This window comes from Glycomyces sp. TRM65418, assembly GCF_019710475.1.
Lineage (GTDB): Bacteria > Actinomycetota > Actinomycetes > Mycobacteriales > Micromonosporaceae > Glycomyces.
This window is the reverse complement of record NZ_JAJFAX010000002.1, coordinates 568,969-589,764: the sequence shown is the minus strand read 5'-3', so window position 1 is coordinate 589,764 and position 20,796 is coordinate 568,969. Positions and strand designations below refer to the sequence as shown.

Sequence of the window (20,796 nt, the reverse complement as noted above, 5' to 3'; positions counted from 1 at the left end):
CATGAGCGACAACACGATCAACGACGTGGAGCACCTCGCCTGCGACGTCCTCGTCATCGGCGCGGGCGGGGCCGGGCTCCGCGCCGCCGTCGAGGCGCGCCTGGCCGGCAAGAGCGTCATCGTCATCTCCAAATCCCTGTTCGGCAAGGCGCACACCGTCATGGCCGAAGGCGGCGCGGCCGCCGCCATGGGCAACGCCAACGCGAACGACAACTGGCAGGTCCACTTCCGCGACACCATGCGCGGCGGGAAGTTCCTCAACAACTACCGGATGGCCGAGCTCCACGCCCAGGAGGCGCCCGCACGGATCTGGGAGCTGGAGACCTACGGGGCGCTGTTCGACCGGACCGCGGACGGCCGGATCAGCCAGCGCAACTTCGGCGGCCACGAGTACCCGCGCCTCGCCCACGTCGGCGACCGCACCGGGCTCGAACTCATCCGCACCCTCCAGCAGAAGCTCGTCTCGCTCCAGCAGGACGACGAGGCCGCGGGCGAACCCGAGTCGAAGCTGCAGGTGATCGACGAGACGACGATCACCGAGCTGTTCACCGACGGCGGGGCCGTCAAGGGCGCCTTCGGCTACCGGCGCAGCACCGGTCGCTTCATGGCGATCGCCGCGCCCGCGATCGTGCTCGCCACCGGCGGCATCGGGCGGTCCTTCAAGGTCACGTCGAACTCGTGGGAGTACACCGGCGACGGCCACGCGCTCGCGCTCCGCGCCGGAGCGCGCCTGATCAACATGGAGTTCATCCAGTTCCACCCCACCGGGATGGTCTGGCCGCCTTCGGTGCGCGGCATCCTCGTCACCGAGTCGGTGCGCGGCGACGGCGGCGTGCTGAAGAACGCGAACGGCGAGCGGTTCATGTTCGACTACATCCCCGAGGTGTTCAAGGCGCAGTACGCCGACAATCCCGAGGAGGCCGACCGCTGGTACACCGACCCCGACGCCAACCGCCGGCCGCCGGAGCTGCTGCCGCGCGACGAGGTCGCGCGCGCGATCAACTCGGAGGTCAAGGCGGGCAGGGGGACCGAACACGGCGGCGTGTACCTCGACATCGCGTCCCGGCGCAGCGCCGACTACATCAAGAGCCGGCTGCCGTCCATGCACCACCAGTTCAAGGAACTGGCCGATGTGGACATCACGGCGGCGCCGATGGAGGTGGGCCCGACCTGCCACTACATCATGGGCGGGATCGAGGTCGAGGCCGACACGGCCGCTTCGGCGGTGCCGGGCCTGTACGCGGCCGGAGAGGTCTCGGGCGGGATGCACGGCTCCAACCGGCTGGGCGGGAACTCCCTGTCGGACCTGCTGGTCTTCGGCAAGCGCGCGGGCGAGTACGCCGCCGCCCACGCCGCGGCGGCGGAGCCGCCGAAGCTCGCCGACGAGGAGATCGAAACCGCGATCCAGAACGCGTTGCGGCCTTTCGGGAACGACGGCGAGAATCCGTACGAGCTGCAGAACGCGCTCCAGGCGGTCAACGGCCGGCTCGTGGGGATCATCCGCAAGGCGGACGAACTGGAGGAGGCGCTGACCGAGCTGGCGGCGCTGCGGCCGCGCATCGAGAACGTCACGGCGGTGGGCGGGCGGGCCTACAACCCCGGCTGGCACCTGGCGCTGGACCTGCGGAACATGTACCTCTGCTCGGTCACGACCGCGATGGCCGCGCTGGAGCGCGACGAGTCCCGCGGCGGCCACACCCGCGAGGACGCCCCGGGCATGAACCCCGAGTGGCGCAAGACGAACCTGGTGGTCTCCCTGGAGGAGGGCGCCGGCGAGGTCCGCCTGACGCGGCAGCCCGTCCCGCAGATGCCGCCGGAGCTGCTGGACCTGTTCGACCCGACCGAGCTGTCGAAGTACATGACCCCCGAGGAGTACCGGCGGGACTCCCCGGCCGGGACCCCGTCGGCCGGCACCGGTCCGGCCGACACCGACTCGACGGAAGCGGAGGAGGCCTGATGAGCGCGAGGACCTTCCGGGTATGGCGCGGCGACGCCGAGGGCGGCGACTTCGCGGAGTTCGACGTCGAGGTCAACGAGGGCGAGGTGGTCTTGGACGTGGTGCACCGCATTCAGGCCGAGCAGGCCCCGGACCTCGCCGTGCGGTGGAACTGCAAGGCGGGCAAGTGCGGCTCGTGCTCGGCCGAGGTGAACGGGAGGCCGCGGTTGATGTGCATGACCCGGATGAACGTCTTCGAGGAGGACGAGCCGGTCACGATCACGCCGCTGCGGACGTTCCCCGTGGTGCGCGACCTGGTCACCGACGTCTCGTTCAACTACGAGAAGTCTCGGCGGATGCCCGCGTTCGCACCGCCGAAGGACCTGCGGCCCGGCGAGTACCGGATGCAGCAGGTCGACGTGGAGCGCAGCCAGGAGTTCAGGAAGTGCATCGAGTGCTTCCTGTGCCAGAACACCTGCCACGTGGTGCGCGACCACGACGAGAACAAGCCCGAGTTCGCCGGGCCGCGGTTGTTCATCCGGGCCGCGGAGCTGGACATGCACCCGCTGGACGCTCGGAGCGACCGCCGCGAGTGGGCGCAGGACGATCAGGGACTGGGGTACTGCAACATCACGAAGTGCTGCTCGGACGTGTGCCCGGAGAACATCAAGATCACCGACAACGCGATCATCCCGATGAAGGAACGCGTGGCCGGGGAGCGCTACGACCCGCTGGTATGGCTGGGCCGCAAGATCTTCCGCAAGGACAAGGCGCCGAAGTCCGAGTAGGCGCGCAGGGCCGTGCGGACGCGTCGGGGCGGGGAACCGATCCGCTCCGCCCCGACGCGTTCGCACCGTGCGCGGCAGACCCGCGCGAACAGCGTGTGTCGGACCCGCAGGTCGCCATTGGTTCGGTGGCGGCTCCTGATGTCCGTTGTGCGGGCTGAGGCCAGGATCGCCCAGGTTCACGTTCGCGCTCGAAGGGCGGGCCGTCGCACTGCGACGGCCCGCCCTTCCGGAGTTCAGCGGGGCGTTACTCGCCGGCGGCCTGCACGAGGTCGATCTCGACCTCGATGTTGCCGCGGGTCGCCCGCGAATACGGGCAGTGCTCGTGGGCCTTGGCCACCAGGCTCTCCGCGACCTCGCGGGGCGCGCCGGGGATCGAGACCTCGAGGATCGCGCTCAGGCCGAAGCCCTCGCCCTCCTTGCCGAGGCCGACGCTGGCCTCGACCTCGGACGCGCCGAGGTCGACCTTCTCCGCGCGGGCGATGCTCTGGAGCGCGCTGTGGAAGCAGGCCGCGTATCCGGCGGCGAACAGCAGCTCCGGGTTGAGGGCGCCGCCGGGGCCGCCGAGTTCGGGCGGCATCCGGACGTCGAAGTCGAGGAGGCCGTCGCCGCCTGAGACGTGGCCGTTGCGGCCGTCGCCGGTAGAGACGGCGTGTGCGGTGTAGAGCGCCTTCATGGTGTCTCCTTGTTCTCTGCGGTGGTTCGCGATGCGGCCGCTACTCGGCGGCGCGGGTGCTCCGGACCGACTCGGTGAATGCGTTGAGCCGGTCGCGCAGGGCAGTCAGTTCCTCAGGGGACATTCCGGCGGCGCCGCCGACCACCCGGGTGATCTCGCAGCCGCGGCTTTCGAGCGCGGCTCCGGCCTCGGTGAGGTGCACCGTGACGCGGCGCTCGTCGCCGGACTCGCGGCGGCGCTCGACGAACCCGGCGGCTTCCAGGCGCTTGAGCAGCGGTGAGACGGTGCCGGAGTCCAGCTGGAGGGCGTCGCCGAGGGCGGTGACCGTGAGGCCGTCGGTCTCCCACAGCGCCATGAGGACCAGGAACTGCGGGTAGGTCAGCCCGAGCCGGTCGAGCATCGGCCGGTAGAGGCCGATGACCGCCCGCGAGGCGGTGTACAGCGCGAAGCAGGCCTGCTCCCGAAGCCGCGGTGTCGTGTCCATGCCTCGACCGTAGCGCACAATTAAGTTGTGCACAACTTAATCGCGCGCCGCGGATCATCGGCCTGAACGACCGCCCTCCCTAGTCCCGTCCACCCGGGGACCGCAGCGCCCACCATGCCGCCCGGGTCCGACAGGAACGACGGGTCCGCGCCGAGGTGTCACCCGATCGTGGGGAACCGCGCCCCGCCGAAGCGGAGGTGCTTCGCGATCTCCCGCAGCGCGCCTTCGGGGTCGGCGGCCACCGCGGGCGGGAAGTTCCCGGCCATGAGCAGGCCCGCGAATCCGTGGACCAGCGACCACGCGCCCAGCGCGGCCGGATTGAACGCGGGCGGCTCCCCGTCCGGGCCCGGGGTCGGCTCCCCCGCGCCGCGCACGAGCGCGGCCCGCGAGCGGGCCTCGGCGCGGGCGAGGTCGGGGTCGTCCTCATGGAGCAGTTCGGGCCGGAACATCGTCTCGAAATACGCCCGGTTGTCGATGGCGAAGCGCACGTAGGCGATGCCCACCTCGATGAAGTCGCCCGTGGCCTCCCACGCGCGGTCGAGCGCGTCCGCGAACCGGTCGTAGCCTTCGGCCGCCACGGCGGTCAGCAGCCCGGCCTTGTCGCCGAAGTGGTGGGCCGGGGCGGCGTGCGAGACGCCGGCCCGCTTGGCGACGGCGCGCAGACTCAAGGCGCTCGGCCCCGACTCGCCGATGGACTCGACGGCCGCGTCGATGAGGGCCCGGCGGAGGTCGCCGTGGTGGTAGCGATCGGTCACGGGCTCACTGTAGCGCAAATCTTGACAGTGTCAAACGACACGGGGCCTCCTGCGATGAACAACTTGACACTGTCAAGACGCCTGCGTACCTTGGACCTCAGCAACGCACACGATTGGATGCCCCTGATGTTCGAGTCCACTTTCGCTCTGAGCGACGCGTCCCGGATCCTCGCCGGGATCGTCCTGCTCACCGTCGTCACCATCGAGTTCGGCGGCCTCTTCCTCGTCAAGGTCGCCGGCGGCAAGGTGCCGCTCACCGAGTTCCAGAAGGCCTTCTCCCGGGCCGGGCACGCCCACGCCGGGGTGCTCGTGATCCTCGGCCTCGTCGGCCTCGTCCTCGCCGACGCGACGGGCCTCGACGGCTTCTGGGGCTGGGTCGCCCGCGCCGCGATCCCGCTGGCCGCGATCCTCATGTCCGGCGGGTTCTTCGCCGCCATGGCGGGCCGGGGCCGCACCGAGCCCAACAAGGCCGTCGTGATCCTCTTCGCGGGCGCGGCGAGCCTCGCGGTCGGCGTGCTGACCCTCGGGATCGGCCTCCTGGCCGCCTGACGCACATCACCAGGTCGCGCCGCTTCACCGCGGCGCGACCCCGCCTAGACTTGGTTCTCGTGAAACTCAGCATCGGTATCGTCGGCCTGCCCAACGTCGGCAAGAGCACGCTGTTCAACGCGCTGACCCGCTCGGACATCCTGGCGGCGAACTACCCGTTCGCGACCATCGAGCCGAACGTCGGCGTGGTCGCCGTCCCCGACCCACGGCTCCCGAAGCTGGCGGAGGTCTACGACTCCGAGAAGATCATCCCGGCGACGGTGACCTTCGTCGACATCGCGGGCCTGGTCAAGGGGGCCTCCGAGGGCGCGGGCAAGGGCAACCAGTTCCTCTCGAACATCCGCGAGACCTCCGCGATCGCGCAGGTCGTGCGGGTCTTCGAGGACGGGAACGTCACCCACGTCGACGGCAAGGTCTCGCCGATCGACGACATCGAGACGATCAACACCGAGCTGATCCTCGCCGACCTCCAGACCGTCGAGAACGCCCTGAAGCGCCTGGAGCGCGAGGCGCGCATGAACAAGGACGCCCGGGCCAAGCTCGAGGCGGTCCAGACCGCGCGCGAGGTCCTCGACGGCGGCCAGACGGTCTTCGCGGCCGGCCTCGACACCGAGCTGCTGTACGACCTGCACCTGCTCACGGCCAAGCCGTTCATCTACGTGTTCAACGTGGACGAGGAGCAGGTCGCGGACGAGGAGCTGGCCGCGAAGCTGCGCGCGATGGTGGCCCCGGCGCAGGCGGTCATCCTGGACGCGAAGTTCGAGTCGGAGCTCATCGACCTGGACGAGGAGGAGGCGCGCGAGCTGCTGGAGTCCACGGGTCAGAGCGAGCCGGGCCTCGACCGCCTCGCGAGCGTCGGCTTCGAGACCCTCGGACTCCAGACGTACCTGACGGCCGGGCCGAAGGAGTCGCGGGCCTGGACGATCAAGAAGGGCGCGACCGCGCCCGAGGCGGCCGGGGAGATCCACACGGACTTCCAGCGCGGCTTCATCAAGGCCGAGATCGTCTCCTTCGACGACCTCATGGAGGCCGGGACCATGCAGGCGGCCAAGGCCGCCGGGAAGGTCCGCATGGAGGGCAAGGACTACATCATGTCCGACGGCGACGTGGTCGAGTTCCGCTTCAACGTCTGAGCGCTCGGCACGCACCCGCGCCGGAGCGCGGCGAGATCGGCGCCCGACCGAGGACGAGGCCCGCACGGCATCACCGTGCGGGCCTCGTCCGCGTCCGTCGGGCGCGGCGACGGCGGACCGCGGGGCGGTGGGGCCCCTGCGATCCGCCTTGCTCGTTCGGGTTACTCGCCGCGCCTGAGCCAGCGGAAGCGGCCCTTGGAGAGATGCGGGTTCTCCCGGGCGGCCAGCTCGCCGGCGATGGTGATGTAGGCGGTCTCGACGCGGCCCGCGAAGGTCACGTCGGTGAGACTGAACCCGCCTTCTCGGGCGAGGACGATGTTCGTCGCCTCATCGGTGCGGGAGACGTCCGGCGTGACGCCGAGCGTGTCCGCGAAGATCTTGATCTGTTCGGCGAGCTCCGCGTGCTGGGAATCATCGAGCGGCAGCGACCGCGAGAGGCGGCCGTCGTCCGCAACCCAACCGTTGAGCTCCCTCAAGGCGTCCAGCAGCACGTTGTCGTCTTGCTCCGTTCTCCCCATATGGCACCGTCGCCATTTCGTCCTGGCCGCGACCGGCGATGCGGTGCCCTGCCAAGGCAGGGCGGCGACCGATCAGTAAGGTAGTTCTGATTCGGCTCCGACGAACACGGGGGCGTTCGTGTCTGAATTGTCGCCGGATCTTTATCGATTCTGAATCGAGTCTTCCGCGTCTCCCACATTCTGTCCAGACCGGCAAACGGTATTAGTCCGGCATTTCAGACTTATAGGCATGGTTCTTGTCTGGTTTTGTGCTGCCGGGCACGATTCCTGTCCTCCCGGTCCATGGGATATCGTCCGAACGGATGAGCAACTCCGCGCTCAGCAGTGGCTACGGTTCGTGACGTTTTCGCACCGAAGATAACGAAACGCCCTCGATGCGGCAACAAGCCTTTTTGGACTCAGCCGCTCCAGAGGCCGCACCGGCCCCGCCGATAGACTCCCGTCATGTCCGAAGAGCCCGCCGAAGCCGAGCACGGCGTGGAAGCCCCTGCCGGCGAGGGCGTCGCCCTCGAAGCGCACGGCACGGATCCTGACGCGGCGCCGCTCGTGGTCGTCGGCGCCGCGATCCGCTCCGGAGCGCGCGTTCTGGCCGCCGCCCGCGCCTACCCGCCGGAACTCGCCGGGCTCTGGGAGTTCCCCGGCGGCAAGGTCGAGCCCGATGAAACCGAGACCGAGGCGCTGATCCGCGAATGCCGCGAAGAACTCGGCGTCGCGATCACGGTCGGCGAACGCGTCGGGGGCGACCTCGTCACCGGCGGCGGCCGGTTCCTCCTGCGGGTCTACTTCGCCCAGCTCCAGGGCGGCGAGCCCGTCGCGAAGGAGCACGCCGAGCTGCGCTGGCTCGCCGTCGGGGAACTCGACTCGGTGCCGTGGCTCCCCGGCAACCGGCCGGTCGTGGAGGCGCTGCGCGGGCGGCTGCGCCCATAGCGGCGGCGCGGCGACCCGTCGGCGCCTCGGGCTGCGCGGCCGTGCGGGGCTAGAAGAACGTGCGGATCGCGTCGACGATCCGACCGGTCTCCTCGTCGGCCACCGGGATGAGCCGCCACTTGTCGAAGCTGGTGCACGGGTGCGACAGGCCGAGTCGGACGACCGCCCCCACGCTCGCGTGCTCGGGCGCGCCGGTGAGGAACAGGTGCTGGTCGCTGATCTGCGGGCACTGGGCGCCTTCGAGCTCCAGCGGGACCGGCAGGTCCTGGTCGAACGGGAGGTCGCGGCGGCCCGCGTCGAGGATCGCCAGACCCGGCTCGGGACGCGAGAGCACCCGGGCCCGGGCTTCGAGGGCCGGGACGAGCTCGGGCCCGTCGCCGCCGCGCGCGGCCGGGGTCCAGCGGGCGTAGCAGCCGTGGTCGTGGACGAGGTACGAACCCGAACGCAGGACCACCTCCGCCTCGCCCGCCAGCGGCCCCAGGACCGCCGCGACCCGGTCGAAGTAGGCGCTGCCGCCCGCGGTGACGCAGGGCCGGTCGGTCTCGAACTCCACGGCGGTGAAGAGCCGCACCAGGTCGCGGAGGTAGTCGTCCACCGCCGCGAGCGCTGCCGCGTCGGTCCCGGCCGTGACCGCTCCCTCGTATCCGGCGACGCCGGTGAGCGCCAGGTTCGGTGCGGCGCGGACCTGCTCGGCGACGTCGAGGGCCGCGGCGACGGAGCGCGCTCCGGCCCGGCCTCCCGGCGCGCCGAGTTCGACCGCGACCTCCAGGGGGCCGGGAGCCGCCGCGAGCAGGTCCGCAGCGGCCGCCGAATCGGCGAAGACGGCGATCCGCGTGCCTTCGGCGGCCCAGGCCCCGAGGACGGCGACCGCCGCCGGATCGGTGACCTGGTTCGCGATCATGATCCGGGGCACGCCGAAACGGCGGGCGACCCCGGCCTGGAAGGCGTTCGCGACCGTGATGCCGACGGCCCCCGCGTCGAGCTGCCGCTTCCAGAGCTGCGGGGCCATGGTGGCCTTGCCGTGGGGCGAGAGGAGGACGCCTCGTTCGGCGCACCAGTCGGCCATGGCGCGGAGGTTGCGGGTGAGCGCCCGGTCCCCGAGGAGGACCGCGGGGGTCGCGAGGTCGTCGGCCACCGGCCCGGCGGCCAGCCATTCGGCCACGGTGACGCCATGGGCCGCATGGGGGATCGCCTTGTGGCGCCAGTCGAGGACCTCGTCGTGGAGGGCCTGCAGCCGGGTCTCGTCCATGGGTCACCGCCATCAATAGGAAGGTATCTTCACTATATGACTGAGAAACTCGCGATCCGCACCGACGCCGCTCCGGCCCCCGCCCATGCCTTCCCGCAGGGCGTCCGCAAGGGCCCGATGCTCACCGTCTCCGGTCAGGGCCCGGTCGACCCCGCCACGGGCGAGTACCTGCACCCGGGCGACGTGCGGGCCCAGACCCGCCGGACCCTGGAGAACGTGGCGGCGATCCTCGAAGCGGGCGGCGCGACGCTCGGCGACGTGATGACGCTGCGGGTCTACCTCGCCGATCGCGGGGACTTCGCGGCGATGAACGAGGTCTACGAGGCGTTCCTCGCGGAGAGGATCCCCGAGGGCGTGCCGTTCCCGTGCCGCACGACGGTGATCTGCACCCTCCCGAGGGCCGAGATGCTGGTGGAGGTCGACGCCCTGGCCTGCGTAGACTAGCGCTCCGTGCCAGGTGAGAGGGGTCGTCGTTGGCTGCTATGGACATCGTGATCCGGGGTGCCGAGATCGCCGACGGGACCGGTTCGCCGCGGTTCCGGGCCGAGGTCGGCGTCAAGGACGGCCGCATCGCGGCGGTCGGGTCCGACCGGCTCGACGGGGCGCGCGTCATCGACGCCGGAGGCCTGGTCCTCTCCCCCGGGTTCATCGACATGCACGCCCACTCCGAACTCGCGGTGCTCGCCGACCGCGAGCACCTCGCGAAGCTCGGCCAGGGCTGCACGCTCGAAGTGCTCGGCCAGGACGGCCTCTCGTACGCGCCCGTCGACGAGACGACCGCCCCGCAGATGTGGGAGGCGATCGCGGCGTGGAACGGCAAGCTCGACGTCGACTACGACTGGCGGAGCGTCGGCGAATACCTCGACCGGCTCGACCGGGGCATCCCGACGAACGCGGCCTACCTGGTCCCCCACGGCACCGTGCGCATGGCGGCGATGGGATGGGAGCACCGGCGGCCGACGGGGGCGGAACTCGACGCCATGAAGGCGGCGGTCGCCCGGGGCATGGAGGAAGGCGCCTTCGGGCTCTCGGCGGGCCTGTCCTACACGCCGGGCATGTACGCCGACACCGCCGAGCTGGTCGAACTGTGCACAGTGGTCGCTCAGTTCGGCGGTTACTTCAGTCCGCACCAGCGCAGTTACGGCGCGGGGGCCATGGAGGGCTACGCGGAGATGATCCAGATCTGCCGCGAGGCCGGCTGCGCCCTGCACCTGGCGCACGCGACGTTGAACTACGAGGTCAACCAGGGCCGCGCCGCCGAGCTGCTGAAGCTGGTCGACGAAGGCCTCGACGAGGGCGTCCCGATCAGCCTGGACACCTACCCGTACCTGCCGGGCATGACGATGCTGGCGGCGCTGCTGCCGAGCTGGTCGCTCGCCGGAGGCTATGCGGCCCTTCGCGAACGGCTCGGCGATGCCGAGACCCGGGCGAGGATCGTGCACGAACTCGACGTCGTGGGCACCGACGGCGCGAACGGCGTGCCGGTGGACTGGTCCCGCATCGAGATCGCGGGGGTGGCGAAGCCCGAGCTGCGCGGCCTGGTCGGCGAAAGGGTCGCGGCGGCCGCCGGCGCGCAGCGCCCCTCGGAGTTCTTCCTGGACCTGATCGCCCGGGACGACTTCGACACCGCCTGCCTGATGCACGTGGGCAACGAGGAGAACGTGCGGGCGATCATGCAGCACGGCGTCCACACCGGATCCTCCGACGGCGTGCTCGCCGGGGAGAAGATCCATCCGAGGGCGTGGGGTTCGTTCGCCCGCTACCTGGGCCACTACACCCGCGAACTCGGCCTGCTCTCAGTGGAGGAATGCGTGGCCCACCTGAGCGGCCGCCCCGCGGCGGTCCTCGGCCTGCACGATCGCGGCCTGGTGCAGGAGGGCTGTGCGGCCGACCTGGTGCTGTTCGATCCCGCCACAGTGGACGCGAAGGCGACCTTCGAGCGGCCGCGGCAGCAGGCCGCGGGCGTCCCGTACGTGATGGTCAACGGCGCCTTGGCGATCGACGACGGGTGTCGCACCGAGGCCCTCGCGGGCCGTTCGGTGCGCCGCCCGGTCCTCGGACGCTGAGGCGTCTCAGGCGAAGGCGTTCACGCCGGTGAGTTCGGCCGAGAACGCCCACAGGCGCGTCGCCTCGTCGGGGTCGACGGCGTAGGGCCTGACGCCGCGGCCCTCCTCGGTCACCTCGGCGACCTCGCAGTCCTCGAGGTAGAGCCCGCCCAGGCCGTCGAGCTGCGGGGAGGTGGCCGCCCAGGTCTGGGTGGCCGCGCCCTGCTCGGTGGTCTTGAAGCGCTCCGGCGGGTTGCCGTCCTCGTCGATCCAGCCCATCTCGCGCTGCTCGGCGAGGGGGATGTGCCGTTGCAGCGGGGTCAGGATCGCCCCCGGGTGGAGGGCGAACGCCCGGATGCCGGAGGCCGCGGCGAGGCGGTCGAGTTCGACCGCGAAGAGCACGTTCGCGGTCTTGGACTGCCCGTAGGCCTTCCAGCGGTCGTAGCCCTGCTCGAAGTGGGGGTCGTCCCAGCGGATCGGCGAGTTGCCGTGCCCGCCCGAGGAGACCGAGACGACCCGGGCGTCGCCGAGCAGCGGCATGAGACGGTTCACCAGCGCGAAGTGCCCCAGGTGGTTGGTCGCGAACTGGAGTTCCCAGCCCGGGCCCGTCCGTGTCTCCGGGCAGGCCATGACGCCCGCACCGCAGATGAGCATGTCGACGGCGCGCCCGTCCGCGAGGCGGCGGTCGGCGAACGCGCGGACGCTGTCGAGGTCGGCGAGGTCGAGTTCGTCCACTTCGGCGTCCGGGACGTCGTCGAGGGCCTTCGCGGCGGCCTCGGGGCGCCGGGCCGGGACGAGGACCCGGGCTCCCGCCGCGGCGAGCGCGCGGGTGGTCTCCAGGCCGATCCCGGAGTAGCCGCCGGTGACGAGGGCGGTCTTGCCGGTGAGGTCGAGGCCGGCGAGGACTTCGGCCGCGGTCGTGCGGGCGTGGAATCCCGAGTCGATCGGGTGCTGCTGTGCGCTCATCGTCTCAGGCTAGGAGCTGGAGTGCACTCCAAGGCAAGTCCCAGGCGCGATCCGGTGCGGCGGTCCGCAGGACCCCCGCGAGCGTCGCCGGGGCGCCGCACGCCCGTTCCCGGAGCGAGCAGGGCTCCCGCCGTGGATCGGCGGGAGCCCTGCTTCGGTTGATCGGTCAGGCCGCCTCGAGTGCGAAGTCGGCGCCGACCACGGCGTCGGCCTCGACTTCGACGTCGGCGGTGTCGGTGCCCCGGCCGTCCGAGGACGCCTCCAGCGTGGCCGCTCCCGCGTCGGTGAACAGCACGTAGCCGCCGTCCGCGTCGGTGGTGGCGGCTTCGCCGGTGGCCGGGTCGGTGACGACCGCGCCCTCGATCGGGTCGCCGGTGGCGGCGTCCGTGACGGTGCCGCGGACGAGACCGCCCTCGATCTCGCCGCAGCCGATCCGGACGTTGTCGACCATCCACCAGTAGGCCCACGTGTCGTGGTCGTCGAAGTGGAACTTCACCTGGAGGTCGGTCTCGGCGGCCCAGGCCGAGAGGTCGACCGTCTCGACCGTGGCCTCCAGGTCCGCATCGGTGTGCCAGACCTGGTCCCAGGTGGCTCCGCCGTCGGCGGAGACCAGCACCTCGGCCTCGGCGCCGATCCCGCCGTCCACGAAGAAGCTCGCGAACGACAGGGTCGGGTCCTCGGACGCGCTCAGGTCGAACACCGGGCTGATCAGATCGGTGTCGACGTGGAGTTCGGGGTCGGCCGAGTCCGAGTTGGCCTCGGCGAAGCCGCCCGAACCGGGGGTCATGTTGCCGTAGCCGAACGGGTCGTCGAAGACCCAGCCGGTCGTCTCGCCGCGGTCGACGACCTCCCAGCCTTCGGGGAGCGTCAGCGACTCGAAGCGCTCGTCGAGCACGTCGGAGCCGTAACCGAGGGCGAGGCAGCCGGGGCTGAGCGGGACCTCGATCAGGGCCGCGTCCGCCGGGTCGACCTCGATCGTCTCGTAACCGGGGTAGGCGACCTCCACCGTCAGCGGCCAGTCGCCGTCGGCGGGGATCTCCAGGCTGAACTCGCCGGTGAACGGGTCGGTGGCCCCGGCGGCCTCGCCGCCCGCCGTCGAGACGGTCGCCTCGAGCGGCCAGCCGTGGCCGCCGCCGTCGAGGACGACGCCTTCGACGACCTGGGTCTCCTGCTTGGTGAGCGCGGCGTCGAAGACCGCCTCGCCGTCGCGCTTGACGCGCACGGAGCCGGTCACCGTGTCGTAGAGGAACTTCGAGACGGTCACGTGGTAGCGGCCGGCGGGGATGCGGGTGAAGTCGTACGTGCCGTCGGCGCCCGTGGTGGCCTCGCGGACCACCGCGCCCTCGAACACGAGCCGGGCGCCCGCGACCGGTTCGCCGTCCTGGTCGGTCACCTCGCCCGAGAGCGAGCCGAACTTCCCGTCCGGCGCCTCGTCGACGGCGTCCTCGACGTCGACGCGGCCGTGCCCGTAGACGTTGTTGGCCTCCTTGTCGCCGGTGCACTGGTCGTCGGCCGTGTCGACGGCCGTGCCGGTCAGCGTCTCGTAGACCGCTTCGTAATCGCCCTCCAATGCGGGCGATGCCGACATGAGCAGCGCGATCGCGCCGACCACGTGCGGTGCGGCCATGGAAGTGCCGTCGCCGAGGCCGTAGTCGTCGCCCGGGAGGGCCGAGCGGACGTCCACGCCGGGGGCGGAGAGGTCGGGCTTCAACGTGCCGTTGAGGCCGTGCCCGCGCGAGGAGAACTCGGCGATCGCGTGGGCCTCGTCGTACGCGCCCACGGCGATGACGTTCTCGTACACGCCCGGGGAGCTCATGGTCAGGCACGCGGGCCCGTTGTTGCCGGCGGCGAACACCGGGACGATGCCCGAGGCGTGCCACAGGTCGATGACCTCGGCGTAGATCGGGTCGTAGCCCGGAATCGTCGTGCCCCACGAGTTGTTGACCACGTGCGGGGCCTTGATCGGGTCCGGGTTCCTGCCCTCCGAGTCGGTCGGCGCGGCGATCCACTGGCCCGCCAGGATCAGCGTCTCGATGTCGGGGCAGCACGCGTTGACGGCGATCCACTCCGCGCCGGGGGCGACGCCGATGCCCTCCGAGCCGACCATGGTGCCCGTGGTGTGGGTGCCGTGGCCGTCCTCGTCGCAGGGCGCGTCGCCGGGGCAGACGTCCTGGATGTCGTAGAAGTTGTAGTCGTGCGTGAAGGTCCCGTCGCCGTTGTCGCCGCGGTACTGCTCCACGAGCGCGGGGTGGTCGTACTGGACGCCGGTGTCGATGCTGGCGACCACGATGCCCTCACCGGTGAAGCCCTGCTCCCACACGTCGGGCGCGCCGATGTCCTCGACGCCCCATTCCACGGCCGCCTGCCGGACGGCGTCCCAGGTCTGGAAGTCGTTCTCGGCCTTGCCGTCAGGGGCGATCGGCTCGATCATCCCGTAGTCGGGGGCCGCCACGACCGCCTCGACCTCGTCGAAGGCGACCAGTTCGGCGAGCAGCTCGTCGTCGCCCTGGACCTTCACCGTCGAAGCGCCCCAATAGGACTCGTAGTCGACGCCGGCCTCGTCGAGGGCGGCGGTGACGTCGTCCTGCGAGGTCTCGGCGTACTCCTGGGCGGCCTCGACCGCGGCGGCGCCCTTCGCCTCCTTCGTGTCGGCGTCGAGCGCCGCGCTGTAGTCGGGGGAACCGGCGAACAGGAGCCACAGCTCCGCGTCGCCCTTGTCGTCGATCTCCTCGATCAGCTCGGGGGCGACCTTCTGGTCGATGAGGGTCTGGATCTCGGTGTCGGGTGTCTGGGCGGCGGCGCCGCCGGCGGCCGCCGCGGGTACCAGGGCGCCGGCGAATGCGGCTGCCAGGATGCGGCGGTGTCGCCGCTGTGCAACTGTCACGAACTCTCCTTGTTGGGGGTGGTCCCGCGGTGCCGTCCGCGAGACCGGGGGTGTCTCCGAGAGGAAGGAATTTGGTGACTATGGACGTGTTCGAAGGGGTAGCTCCGCTTTGCGGCCCCCGAAAGCGGTACGCCGCGAAGGACCGTCGCGGTTGCATCCCTCCCGTTTCGGGTACAGGGAAAAGCCCCCGCCGCGATGCGGCAGGGGCCTTTGTGGTCTCTTCGGGACTCGTGGTCCCTCTGGGGTTACTCGAAGCCGCCGAAGTCGCCTCCGCCGAAGTCCCCGCCTCCGACATCGCCGTAGTCGCCGCCGCCGTCACCGGTGTCGCCGCCCGCGTCCGCGCCCGCGTCGCCGCCGCCGACGTCGCCTCCCTCGACCGCGCCCATCGCGTAGGCGGGGGCGAGCATGGCGTCGAAGACCATCAGGCCCACGAACGCGCCCGCCGCGCCCGCGAGCGCGGGCTTCCACCAAGGCGTGTTGTACCAGCCCGCGGGCACGGGCCGTCCGTCCACTCTGCCGCCCGGGTAGTAGTGGCGGTTCTCGTCGTCGGGATCGGGGGAACCGCTGTAGCGGCGGCCCTCGACCTCGGCGCTGACGCGCTCGGTGAGGACGCCGACGCGCTCCTGTCCTCGCAGGGCGGGGATCTCCGGACCGGGGTCGATGCCCATGGCGGTCCGGGCCGCCCGCACATAGTGGAGGCCTTCGATCGCGGTCTCGGCGGCGAGCCGGTACTGGTGGATCGACGCCGCCGACTCGAGCTGCGAACCGGCGGCGGTGTAGCGCTCGCCGGCGTCGGCGAGGGCCTGCCCGGCGGGGAGGTTGTCCCCCGGTGCGACGAGGTTCATGGTCTGGCCGCCGAGGCGCTCATGGAGGCGCCGGGCCTCGGCCGCGGCGTCGGCGAGCTCGGCTTCGGCGCGCCTTCGATTGGAACGGACTACGAGCGCGATGACGACGATCGCGATCACCAGCAGAGTCAACCACAGCTCCATGGCCCGACTCTACCCGTGACGGCGCGCCTACACTGGCCCGTATGACGTGGGTCCTATTGGCGGTGGTGTGCCTGGCGGCGGGCGGGTTCGGCGGCTGGTTCGCGGGCCGGTCGCGGCAGGCGGCGGAGCTGGCGGCGGCGACGGCCCGGCTGGAGGCCGCGGCGGACAACGAGCAGCGCCTGGAGTCCACGCTGAAGTCGGTGGCGTACGAGGCGACGGACCACTCGCGGCAGGCCGTCGGTCAAGTGCTCGCGCCGATCGCGGAGACGCTGGCGCGGTACGAGTCGCGACTGGGCGATGTGGAGCGGGCGCGCGTGGACGCATACGCGCAGTTGCGGATCCAGCTCTCAGGGGTCGCGGACATCTCCGAGGACCTGCGCGAGCAGACCGGACGGCTCCTGGGGGCGCTGCGGTCGCCGCAGGTGCGGGGCCAGTGGGGCGAGGTGCAGCTGCGGCGGATCGTCGAGGCCGCGGGCATGGTGGAGCACTGCGACTTCTCGGAGCAGGAGTCCCGCATGGTCGAGGGGCGCGGCCTGCGCCCGGACCTGGTGGTGCGGCTGTCGGGCGGGCGGACGCTCGTCGTGGACGCGAAGGCGCCCCTGCAGTCCTATCTCCAGGCGCTGGAGTCGGAGGACGAGGCGGTGCGCGAGGAGCTGCTGCGCGTCCACGCCAAGCACCTGCGGCGGCACGTGGAGTCGCTGGCGGGCAAGGAGTACTGGCGGGCGTTCGAGGACACGCCGGAGATGGTGGTGCTGTTCGTCCCGGCGGACGCGTTCCTGGACGCGGCGCTGCGCGGCGACCCGGCGCTGATGGAGGACGCGTTCGCGCGGGGCGTGGTGATCGCCTCGCCCGCGACGCTGATGGCGCTGCTGCGGACCGTGGCGCACACGTGGCGGCAGGAGGCGCTGGCGCAGCACGCCAAGGAGGTGCACAAGCTGGGCCGGGAGCTGCACGAGCGGCTGGGCACGGTGGCGGGCCACTTCGCGCGGCTCGGGACGTCGCTGGAGGCGGCGGTCGGGTCGTACAACGCGGCGGTGGCGAGCGTGGAGTCGCGCCTGCTGGTGACGGCGAGAAGGTTCAGCGAGCTGGAGGTGGCGGGGGAACCGCCGGAGACCCCGGCCCCGGTGACCACCCCGACGCGGAAGCCGACGTGGGAGGCGGAGCCGGTGGGCGAGTTCCGCGAGCGGTGATCCTTCCAGGCCGGAGCCGCGCGGGAGCCGGGTGAACCGGCCTACTTCGCGGCCGCCGCCTTGGCCTTCTCCGCGGCCTTGAGGTCCTTCACGAGTTCGCGCGGCAGCGAGAAGGTGAGCTTCTCGGTCACCGGCTCGAACTCCTCGACGCTGGTGAACCCGCGCTCGGCCAAGTGCGCCAGGACGTCCTGCACCAGGTTGTCGGGCACCGACGCGCCCGACGAGAGCCCCACCGTGGAAGCCCCTTCGAGCCAGGCCTCGTCGATCTCGTGCGCGAAGTCGATCAGGTGCCCGGACCGCGCGCCGTGCTGCACCGCGACCTCGACCAGACGCACCGAGTTCGAGGAGTTCTTGGAGCCGACCACGAGCATCACGTCGCACTCGGCCGCGATGTCCTTGACCACCTGCTGGCGGTTCTGGGTCGCGTAGCAGATGTCGTCGCTCGGCGGGTTCTGCAGCATCGGCAGCCGCTTCTTCAGCCGGTCCACCGTCTCCATGGTCTCGTCCACGGACAGCGTCGTCTGCGAGAGCCACACGACCTTCGCGGGGTCGCGCACCTTGATCCCGTCGACCGAGTCGGGCCCGTCGACCAGCTGGATGTGCTCCGGGGCCTCCCCCGACGTGCCGATGACCTCCTCATGGCCCTCATGGCCGATGAGCAGGATGTCGTAGTCCTCGCGCGCGAACCGCCGCGCCTCCTGGTGCACCTTCGTCACCAGCGGGCAGGTCGCGTCGATCGCCTTGAGCTCGCGCTCGACCGCCTGGTCGTGCACCTCCGGCGCCACGCCGTGCGCGGAGAAGACCACCACCGATCCCGGCGGCACCTCCTCGTTCTCCTCGACGAAGACCGCGCCCTTGCCGGCGAGCGTCTCCACGACGTGCCGGTTGTGCACGATCTCCTTGCGCACGTACACCGGAGCGCCGTAGAGCTCCAGTGCCTTCTCGACGGTCTCCACGGCCCGGTCCACGCCCGCGCAGTACCCGCGCGGCTTTGCCAACAACACTCGCTTCGGGTCTGCCACGCCTCGATCGTAACCGGCCGCCCGGTTTCGTCACACCCGCCAGTTAGGCTCGCCACGTGACCGACGCACCGCGCAGCGCACCCGAACGGCCCGACACCGGACCGGGCGCCCCCATGAGCGCCGAGAACCCGTGGCCGTTGCGGGTCGTGTCGAAGAAGATCGGCGACTGGATCGCCCGCCTCGGCGAGGTGTGGACCGAAGGCCAGATCACCGAGATCAGCCACCGCGGCCGCACCGTCTACCTGACGCTGCGCGACCCGTCCGCCGAGGTCTCGATGCGGGTCGTGGACTTCACCGGTGCGGTCGCCGCGTGCGAGCCGCCGCTGCGGGACGGCGCGCAGGTCGTCGTCCGCGCCCAAGCGCAGTGGTGGGACAAGAACGGCTCGCTCTCGCTGCACGTGCGCGAGATCCGCCAGGTCGGCCTCGGCGAGCTGCTCGCGCGCCTCGAACGGCTCAAGCGGCTCCTGGCCGCCGAGGGCCTGTTCGCGGCCGAGCGCAAGAAGCCGCTGCCGTTCCTGCCGTACCGGATCGGGCTCATCACCGGGCGCGCCTCGGACGCGATGCGCGACGTCCTCAAGAACGCCAAGGCGCGGCTGCCGTCCGCCGACTTCGAGGTCCGCGAGGTCGCCGTCCAGGGGCCGCGCGCGGTCAGCGAGGTGTGCGCGGCGCTCGTGGAACTCGACCGCGACCCCGACATCGAGGTCATCGTCATCGCCCGCGGCGGCGGGTCGATGGAGGACCTGCTGCCGTTCTCGGACGAGACCCTGTGCCGGGCCGTCGCCGAAGCGGCCACCCCCGTGGTCTCGGCGATCGGCCACGAGCCGGACACGCCGATCCTCGACTATGTGGCCGACTGGCGCGCCTCGACCCCGACCGAAGCGGGCAAGAAGGTGGTGCCCGACCTCGCCGAGGAGCAGCGCGGCCTGAACATCAGCCGCACCCGCCTGCGGCAGGCCCTGAGCGTGATGCTCACCAAGGAGACGGACGCGCTCGCCGCGATGCGCGCCCGTCCGGTGCTCGCCCGGCCGGAGACGATGCTGGAGGCGCGCGGCGAGGCGGTCGCGAACCTGAAGCACCGGATGCGCTCGCGAGTGGGGTCGCGGCTGGAGCGGTCGATCGACGAACTGGAGCACCTGCGGGCGCGGCTGCGGTCGCTCTCCCCGCAGTCCACGCTCGACCGCGGCTACGCGATCGTCACCGACGAGTCGACCGGCGCGGTGCTGCGCGACGCGGCCGAAGCGGGCGACGGCATCGGCGTGCGCCTCGCGGCCGGATCGCTGCGGGCCGAGATCGTAGAGAAGACGGAGCAGGAGGAGGAACGTTGAGCACGGACGAAGCGCAGGGCGGCAGGCAGTTGAGCTACGAAGAGGCGCGCGCCGAACTGGTGGCCACGGTCGAACGCCTGGAGGCGGGCGGCGCGACCCTGGAAGAGTCGCTGAAGCTGTGGGAACGGGGCGAGGCGCTGGCCGACATGTGCCAGTCGCACCTGGAAGGCGCGAGAGAGCGCCTGAAGGCCCGCACCGACCCCGATGCGGAGGACTGATGGCCGATCTCGCCGCCGCAGTCGACGCGGGATGGGCCGCCGCCGACGCGGAGCGCCCCGAAGCGACCATCGCCTACTTCCGCGAGTTGCGCGACGCGCACCCGGAGAGCGCCCGCGCGATCTTCGAGTACGCCGGATCGCTCGACTTCGCCGGACGTGAAGCCGAGGCCGCGCCGGTGTACGAGGCGGCCTTCGCCGCCGGCCTCGACGGCGACCTCCTGCGCCAAGGCCTGATCCAGTACGGCAGCACCCTGCGCAACATCGGCCGCCATGACGCGGCCGTCGCGACCCTGCGGGAGGCGGTCGAACGCTTCGACGGCGACGACGCCGCCCGCGCGTTCCTGGCGCTCGCGCTGGTCGACGCGGACCGGCCTCGGGAGGCGGTCGCGACGCTGCTGGAACTCGCCTTGGACGGCGGCGAGTCGGCGAACCTGCGCCAGTACGCCAGACCGCTGCGCGCGTACGCCCGCGACCTGGTCGAGGAGCGGGAACCGGCGGCCGAGCGCTAGAGGGCCGCGGCGACGGCTTCGGCGAGTTCGGGCAGTTCGTTCACGCCGTCCGGCTCGGCGGTCAGCACGATCGTCTCGCCGTCGAACTCGGCGACCCAGGCCTCGCCGCCGCCCATGTCGTAGGCGGCCCATTCGATCCCGCCGGCCTCGACCGGCGTGCCCGCGCCCGTGACGGCGTCGTTCACGTCGGCGGCCGTGCCGCTGGTCTCGACGAGCTGCAGGCCGTCGCCTTCGGGCGAGTACCAGCCGGTCCGCAGCGTCACCGTCTCGCCTTCGACCGCGAGGTCGGTCGAGATCGGCTTCCAGTCCTCGGTGAGTTCGGGTTCGACCACCGTCAGGCCCAGGCTCGCCGCGGCAGTGTAGTCCTCGGTCGTGTCGACCACGCTGACCTGCCGGTCGGCCGCGAGCCACTGCCATGCCGCGAAGAACACGCCGATGGGCACCAGGAGCACGGCGAGGGACAGCGCCATGTCGCGCATCCGCCGGGGCTTCGGACGCGCCGGCTTCACGGGACCGCCCTCGGCGGAACGTTCGCGCGCGTCGCCGGTGCCGTCGACCTCGGCCGCTTCCGCAGCGCCTTCGACCTTGACCTCATCGGTGGACATGCCTCCATGTTGCCTCCCCGCCCGCCGGGTC

At 71.5% G+C, this 20,796-nt stretch carries 21 protein-coding genes; 11 read left to right on the top strand and 10 right to left on the bottom strand.

The annotated features are described in order from the left end of the window. Position 1: 1 nt before the first annotated feature. Complete coding sequence (locus K3N28_RS07735; RefSeq protein WP_228091908.1) at positions 2-1,957, top strand: fumarate reductase/succinate dehydrogenase flavoprotein subunit; 1,956 nt, start codon at positions 2-4, stop codon at positions 1,955-1,957. Next, positions 1,957-2,724 (top strand): succinate dehydrogenase/fumarate reductase iron-sulfur subunit, encoded by a 768-nt coding sequence (locus K3N28_RS07730; protein WP_228091907.1) that lies wholly within the window; start codon positions 1,957-1,959, stop codon positions 2,722-2,724. The genes K3N28_RS07735 and K3N28_RS07730 overlap by 1 nt, the downstream gene beginning before the upstream one ends. A gap of 244 nt (positions 2,725-2,968) precedes the next feature. Here the strand turns inward: K3N28_RS07730 and K3N28_RS07725 are convergent, their stop codons facing one another. The 3 genes from K3N28_RS07725 to K3N28_RS07715 form a co-directional block, all read right to left on the bottom strand. Further along, complete coding sequence (locus tag K3N28_RS07725; protein WP_228091906.1) at positions 2,969-3,397, bottom strand: organic hydroperoxide resistance protein; 429 nt, start codon at positions 3,395-3,397, stop codon at positions 2,969-2,971. Between the two features lie 40 nt (positions 3,398-3,437). Next, a complete protein-coding gene (locus K3N28_RS07720; protein ID WP_228091905.1) occupies positions 3,438-3,881 on the bottom strand; it encodes a MarR family winged helix-turn-helix transcriptional regulator in 444 nt (147 codons plus the stop codon). A 158-nt stretch (positions 3,882-4,039) separates the two neighbouring features. Beyond that, positions 4,040-4,636 carry a TetR/AcrR family transcriptional regulator gene (locus K3N28_RS07715; protein ID WP_228091904.1) on the bottom strand — a complete coding sequence of 199 codons (597 nt, stop codon included), beginning with the start codon at positions 4,634-4,636 and terminating at the stop codon, positions 4,040-4,042. A gap of 126 nt (positions 4,637-4,762) precedes the next feature. Between K3N28_RS07715 and K3N28_RS07710 the strand changes: the two genes are divergently transcribed. Then, entirely contained in the window at positions 4,763-5,185 is a 423-nt protein-coding gene (locus K3N28_RS07710) for a hypothetical protein (protein WP_228091903.1), read from the top strand. 59 nt (positions 5,186-5,244) lie between these two features. Continuing rightward, positions 5,245-6,318, top strand: coding sequence for a redox-regulated ATPase YchF (gene ychF, locus K3N28_RS07705; RefSeq protein ID WP_228091902.1), 1,074 nt, complete (start codon positions 5,245-5,247; stop codon positions 6,316-6,318). Between the two features lie 161 nt (positions 6,319-6,479). Here ychF and K3N28_RS07700 read toward each other — a convergent pair whose 3' ends face one another. Beyond that, the gene (locus K3N28_RS07700) at positions 6,480-6,836 is read right to left on the bottom strand and encodes a hypothetical protein (RefSeq protein ID WP_228091901.1); all 357 of its coding nucleotides are present in this window, start codon (positions 6,834-6,836) and stop codon (positions 6,480-6,482) included. 546 nt (positions 6,837-7,382) lie between these two features. Between K3N28_RS07700 and K3N28_RS07695 the strand changes: the two genes are divergently transcribed. Then, on the top strand, positions 7,383-7,763 hold the full coding sequence (locus tag K3N28_RS07695; RefSeq protein ID WP_374209717.1) for a (deoxy)nucleoside triphosphate pyrophosphohydrolase: 381 nt from the start codon (positions 7,383-7,385) through the stop codon (positions 7,761-7,763). Positions 7,764-7,812: 49 nt separating this feature from the next. Here K3N28_RS07695 and K3N28_RS07690 read toward each other — a convergent pair whose 3' ends face one another. Continuing rightward, positions 7,813-9,012: an amino acid deaminase gene (locus K3N28_RS07690; RefSeq protein WP_228091899.1), complete on the bottom strand. Its 1,200-nt coding sequence runs from the start codon at positions 9,010-9,012 to the stop codon at positions 7,813-7,815. Positions 9,013-9,048: 36 nt separating this feature from the next. On the opposite strand from K3N28_RS07690, the gene K3N28_RS07685 reads away from it, so the two are divergent. Next, the gene (locus K3N28_RS07685) at positions 9,049-9,456 is read left to right on the top strand and encodes a RidA family protein (protein WP_228091898.1); all 408 of its coding nucleotides are present in this window, start codon (positions 9,049-9,051) and stop codon (positions 9,454-9,456) included. A gap of 38 nt (positions 9,457-9,494) precedes the next feature. Further along, the gene (locus K3N28_RS07680; protein ID WP_228091897.1) at positions 9,495-11,078 is read left to right on the top strand and encodes an amidohydrolase family protein; all 1,584 of its coding nucleotides are present in this window, start codon (positions 9,495-9,497) and stop codon (positions 11,076-11,078) included. Positions 11,079-11,084: 6 nt separating this feature from the next. Here the strand turns inward: K3N28_RS07680 and K3N28_RS07675 are convergent, their stop codons facing one another. From K3N28_RS07675 to K3N28_RS07665, 3 genes are all read right to left on the bottom strand, one after another. Continuing rightward, a complete protein-coding gene (locus tag K3N28_RS07675; protein WP_228091896.1) occupies positions 11,085-12,023 on the bottom strand; it encodes an SDR family NAD(P)-dependent oxidoreductase in 939 nt (312 codons plus the stop codon). Between the two features lie 166 nt (positions 12,024-12,189). After that, positions 12,190-14,907: a S8 family serine peptidase gene (locus K3N28_RS07670; RefSeq protein ID WP_228091895.1), complete on the bottom strand. Its 2,718-nt coding sequence runs from the start codon at positions 14,905-14,907 to the stop codon at positions 12,190-12,192. A gap of 245 nt (positions 14,908-15,152) precedes the next feature. Beyond that, positions 15,153-15,896 carry a hypothetical protein gene (locus K3N28_RS07665; RefSeq protein WP_228091958.1) on the bottom strand — a complete coding sequence of 248 codons (744 nt, stop codon included), beginning with the start codon at positions 15,894-15,896 and terminating at the stop codon, positions 15,153-15,155. 41 nt (positions 15,897-15,937) lie between these two features. On the opposite strand from K3N28_RS07665, the gene K3N28_RS07660 reads away from it, so the two are divergent. Next, positions 15,938-17,086: a DNA recombination protein RmuC gene (locus K3N28_RS07660; protein WP_228091894.1), complete on the top strand. Its 1,149-nt coding sequence runs from the start codon at positions 15,938-15,940 to the stop codon at positions 17,084-17,086. A 41-nt stretch (positions 17,087-17,127) separates the two neighbouring features. Here the strand turns inward: K3N28_RS07660 and K3N28_RS07655 are convergent, their stop codons facing one another. After that, positions 17,128-18,108, bottom strand: a complete 981-nt coding sequence (locus K3N28_RS07655; protein ID WP_228091893.1) for a 4-hydroxy-3-methylbut-2-enyl diphosphate reductase — start codon at positions 18,106-18,108, stop codon at positions 17,128-17,130. A 113-nt stretch (positions 18,109-18,221) separates the two neighbouring features. Here K3N28_RS07655 and xseA point away from each other — a divergent pair, with 113 nt between their 5' ends. From xseA to K3N28_RS07640, 3 genes are read left to right on the top strand one after another with little or no spacing between them, the layout of a single operon-like run. Continuing rightward, on the top strand, positions 18,222-19,433 hold the full coding sequence (gene xseA / locus K3N28_RS07650) for an exodeoxyribonuclease VII large subunit (RefSeq protein ID WP_374209716.1): 1,212 nt from the start codon (positions 18,222-18,224) through the stop codon (positions 19,431-19,433). Beyond that, positions 19,430-19,651 (top strand): exodeoxyribonuclease VII small subunit, encoded by a 222-nt coding sequence (locus tag K3N28_RS07645; RefSeq protein WP_228091891.1) that lies wholly within the window; start codon positions 19,430-19,432, stop codon positions 19,649-19,651. The genes xseA and K3N28_RS07645 overlap by 4 nt, the downstream gene beginning before the upstream one ends. Beyond that, a complete protein-coding gene (locus tag K3N28_RS07640; RefSeq protein ID WP_228091890.1) occupies positions 19,651-20,160 on the top strand; it encodes a tetratricopeptide repeat protein in 510 nt (169 codons plus the stop codon). The genes K3N28_RS07645 and K3N28_RS07640 overlap by 1 nt, the downstream gene beginning before the upstream one ends. On the opposite strand, the gene K3N28_RS07635 is transcribed toward K3N28_RS07640, so the two are convergent. Further along, positions 20,157-20,765, bottom strand: coding sequence for a DUF4245 family protein (locus K3N28_RS07635; protein WP_228091889.1), 609 nt, complete (start codon positions 20,763-20,765; stop codon positions 20,157-20,159). The genes K3N28_RS07640 and K3N28_RS07635 overlap by 4 nt on opposite strands. Positions 20,766-20,796: the final 31 nt, after the last annotated feature.

Bases quoted from the DNA above. Each gene is read 5' to 3' on its own strand.
- K3N28_RS07730 (WP_228091907.1), top strand. From the start codon at position 1,957: ATGAGCGCGAGGACCTTCCGGGTATGGCGCGGCGACGCCGAGGGCGGC.
- K3N28_RS07735 (WP_228091908.1), top strand. From the start codon at position 2: ATGAGCGACAACACGATCAACGACGTGGAGCACCTCGCCTGCGACGTC.
- xseA (WP_374209716.1), top strand. From the start codon at position 18,222: ATGAGCGCCGAGAACCCGTGGCCGTTGCGGGTCGTGTCGAAGAAGATC.
- K3N28_RS07720 (WP_228091905.1), bottom strand. From the start codon at position 3,881: ATGGACACGACACCGCGGCTTCGGGAGCAGGCCTGCTTCGCGCTGTAC.
- K3N28_RS07700 (WP_228091901.1), bottom strand. From the start codon at position 6,836: ATGGGGAGAACGGAGCAAGACGACAACGTGCTGCTGGACGCCTTGAGG.
- K3N28_RS07660 (WP_228091894.1), top strand. From the start codon at position 15,938: ATGACGTGGGTCCTATTGGCGGTGGTGTGCCTGGCGGCGGGCGGGTTC.
- K3N28_RS07635 (WP_228091889.1), bottom strand. From the start codon at position 20,765: ATGTCCACCGATGAGGTCAAGGTCGAAGGCGCTGCGGAAGCGGCCGAG.
- K3N28_RS07690 (WP_228091899.1), bottom strand. From the start codon at position 9,012: ATGGACGAGACCCGGCTGCAGGCCCTCCACGACGAGGTCCTCGACTGG.
- K3N28_RS07680 (WP_228091897.1), top strand. From the start codon at position 9,495: ATGGACATCGTGATCCGGGGTGCCGAGATCGCCGACGGGACCGGTTCG.
- K3N28_RS07640 (WP_228091890.1), top strand. From the start codon at position 19,651: ATGGCCGATCTCGCCGCCGCAGTCGACGCGGGATGGGCCGCCGCCGAC.
- K3N28_RS07675 (WP_228091896.1), bottom strand. From the start codon at position 12,023: ATGAGCGCACAGCAGCACCCGATCGACTCGGGATTCCACGCCCGCACG.
- K3N28_RS07710 (WP_228091903.1), top strand. From the start codon at position 4,763: ATGTTCGAGTCCACTTTCGCTCTGAGCGACGCGTCCCGGATCCTCGCC.
- K3N28_RS07665 (WP_228091958.1), bottom strand. From the start codon at position 15,896: ATGGAGCTGTGGTTGACTCTGCTGGTGATCGCGATCGTCGTCATCGCG.
- K3N28_RS07685 (WP_228091898.1), top strand. From the start codon at position 9,049: ATGACTGAGAAACTCGCGATCCGCACCGACGCCGCTCCGGCCCCCGCC.
- K3N28_RS07725 (WP_228091906.1), bottom strand. From the start codon at position 3,397: ATGAAGGCGCTCTACACCGCACACGCCGTCTCTACCGGCGACGGCCGC.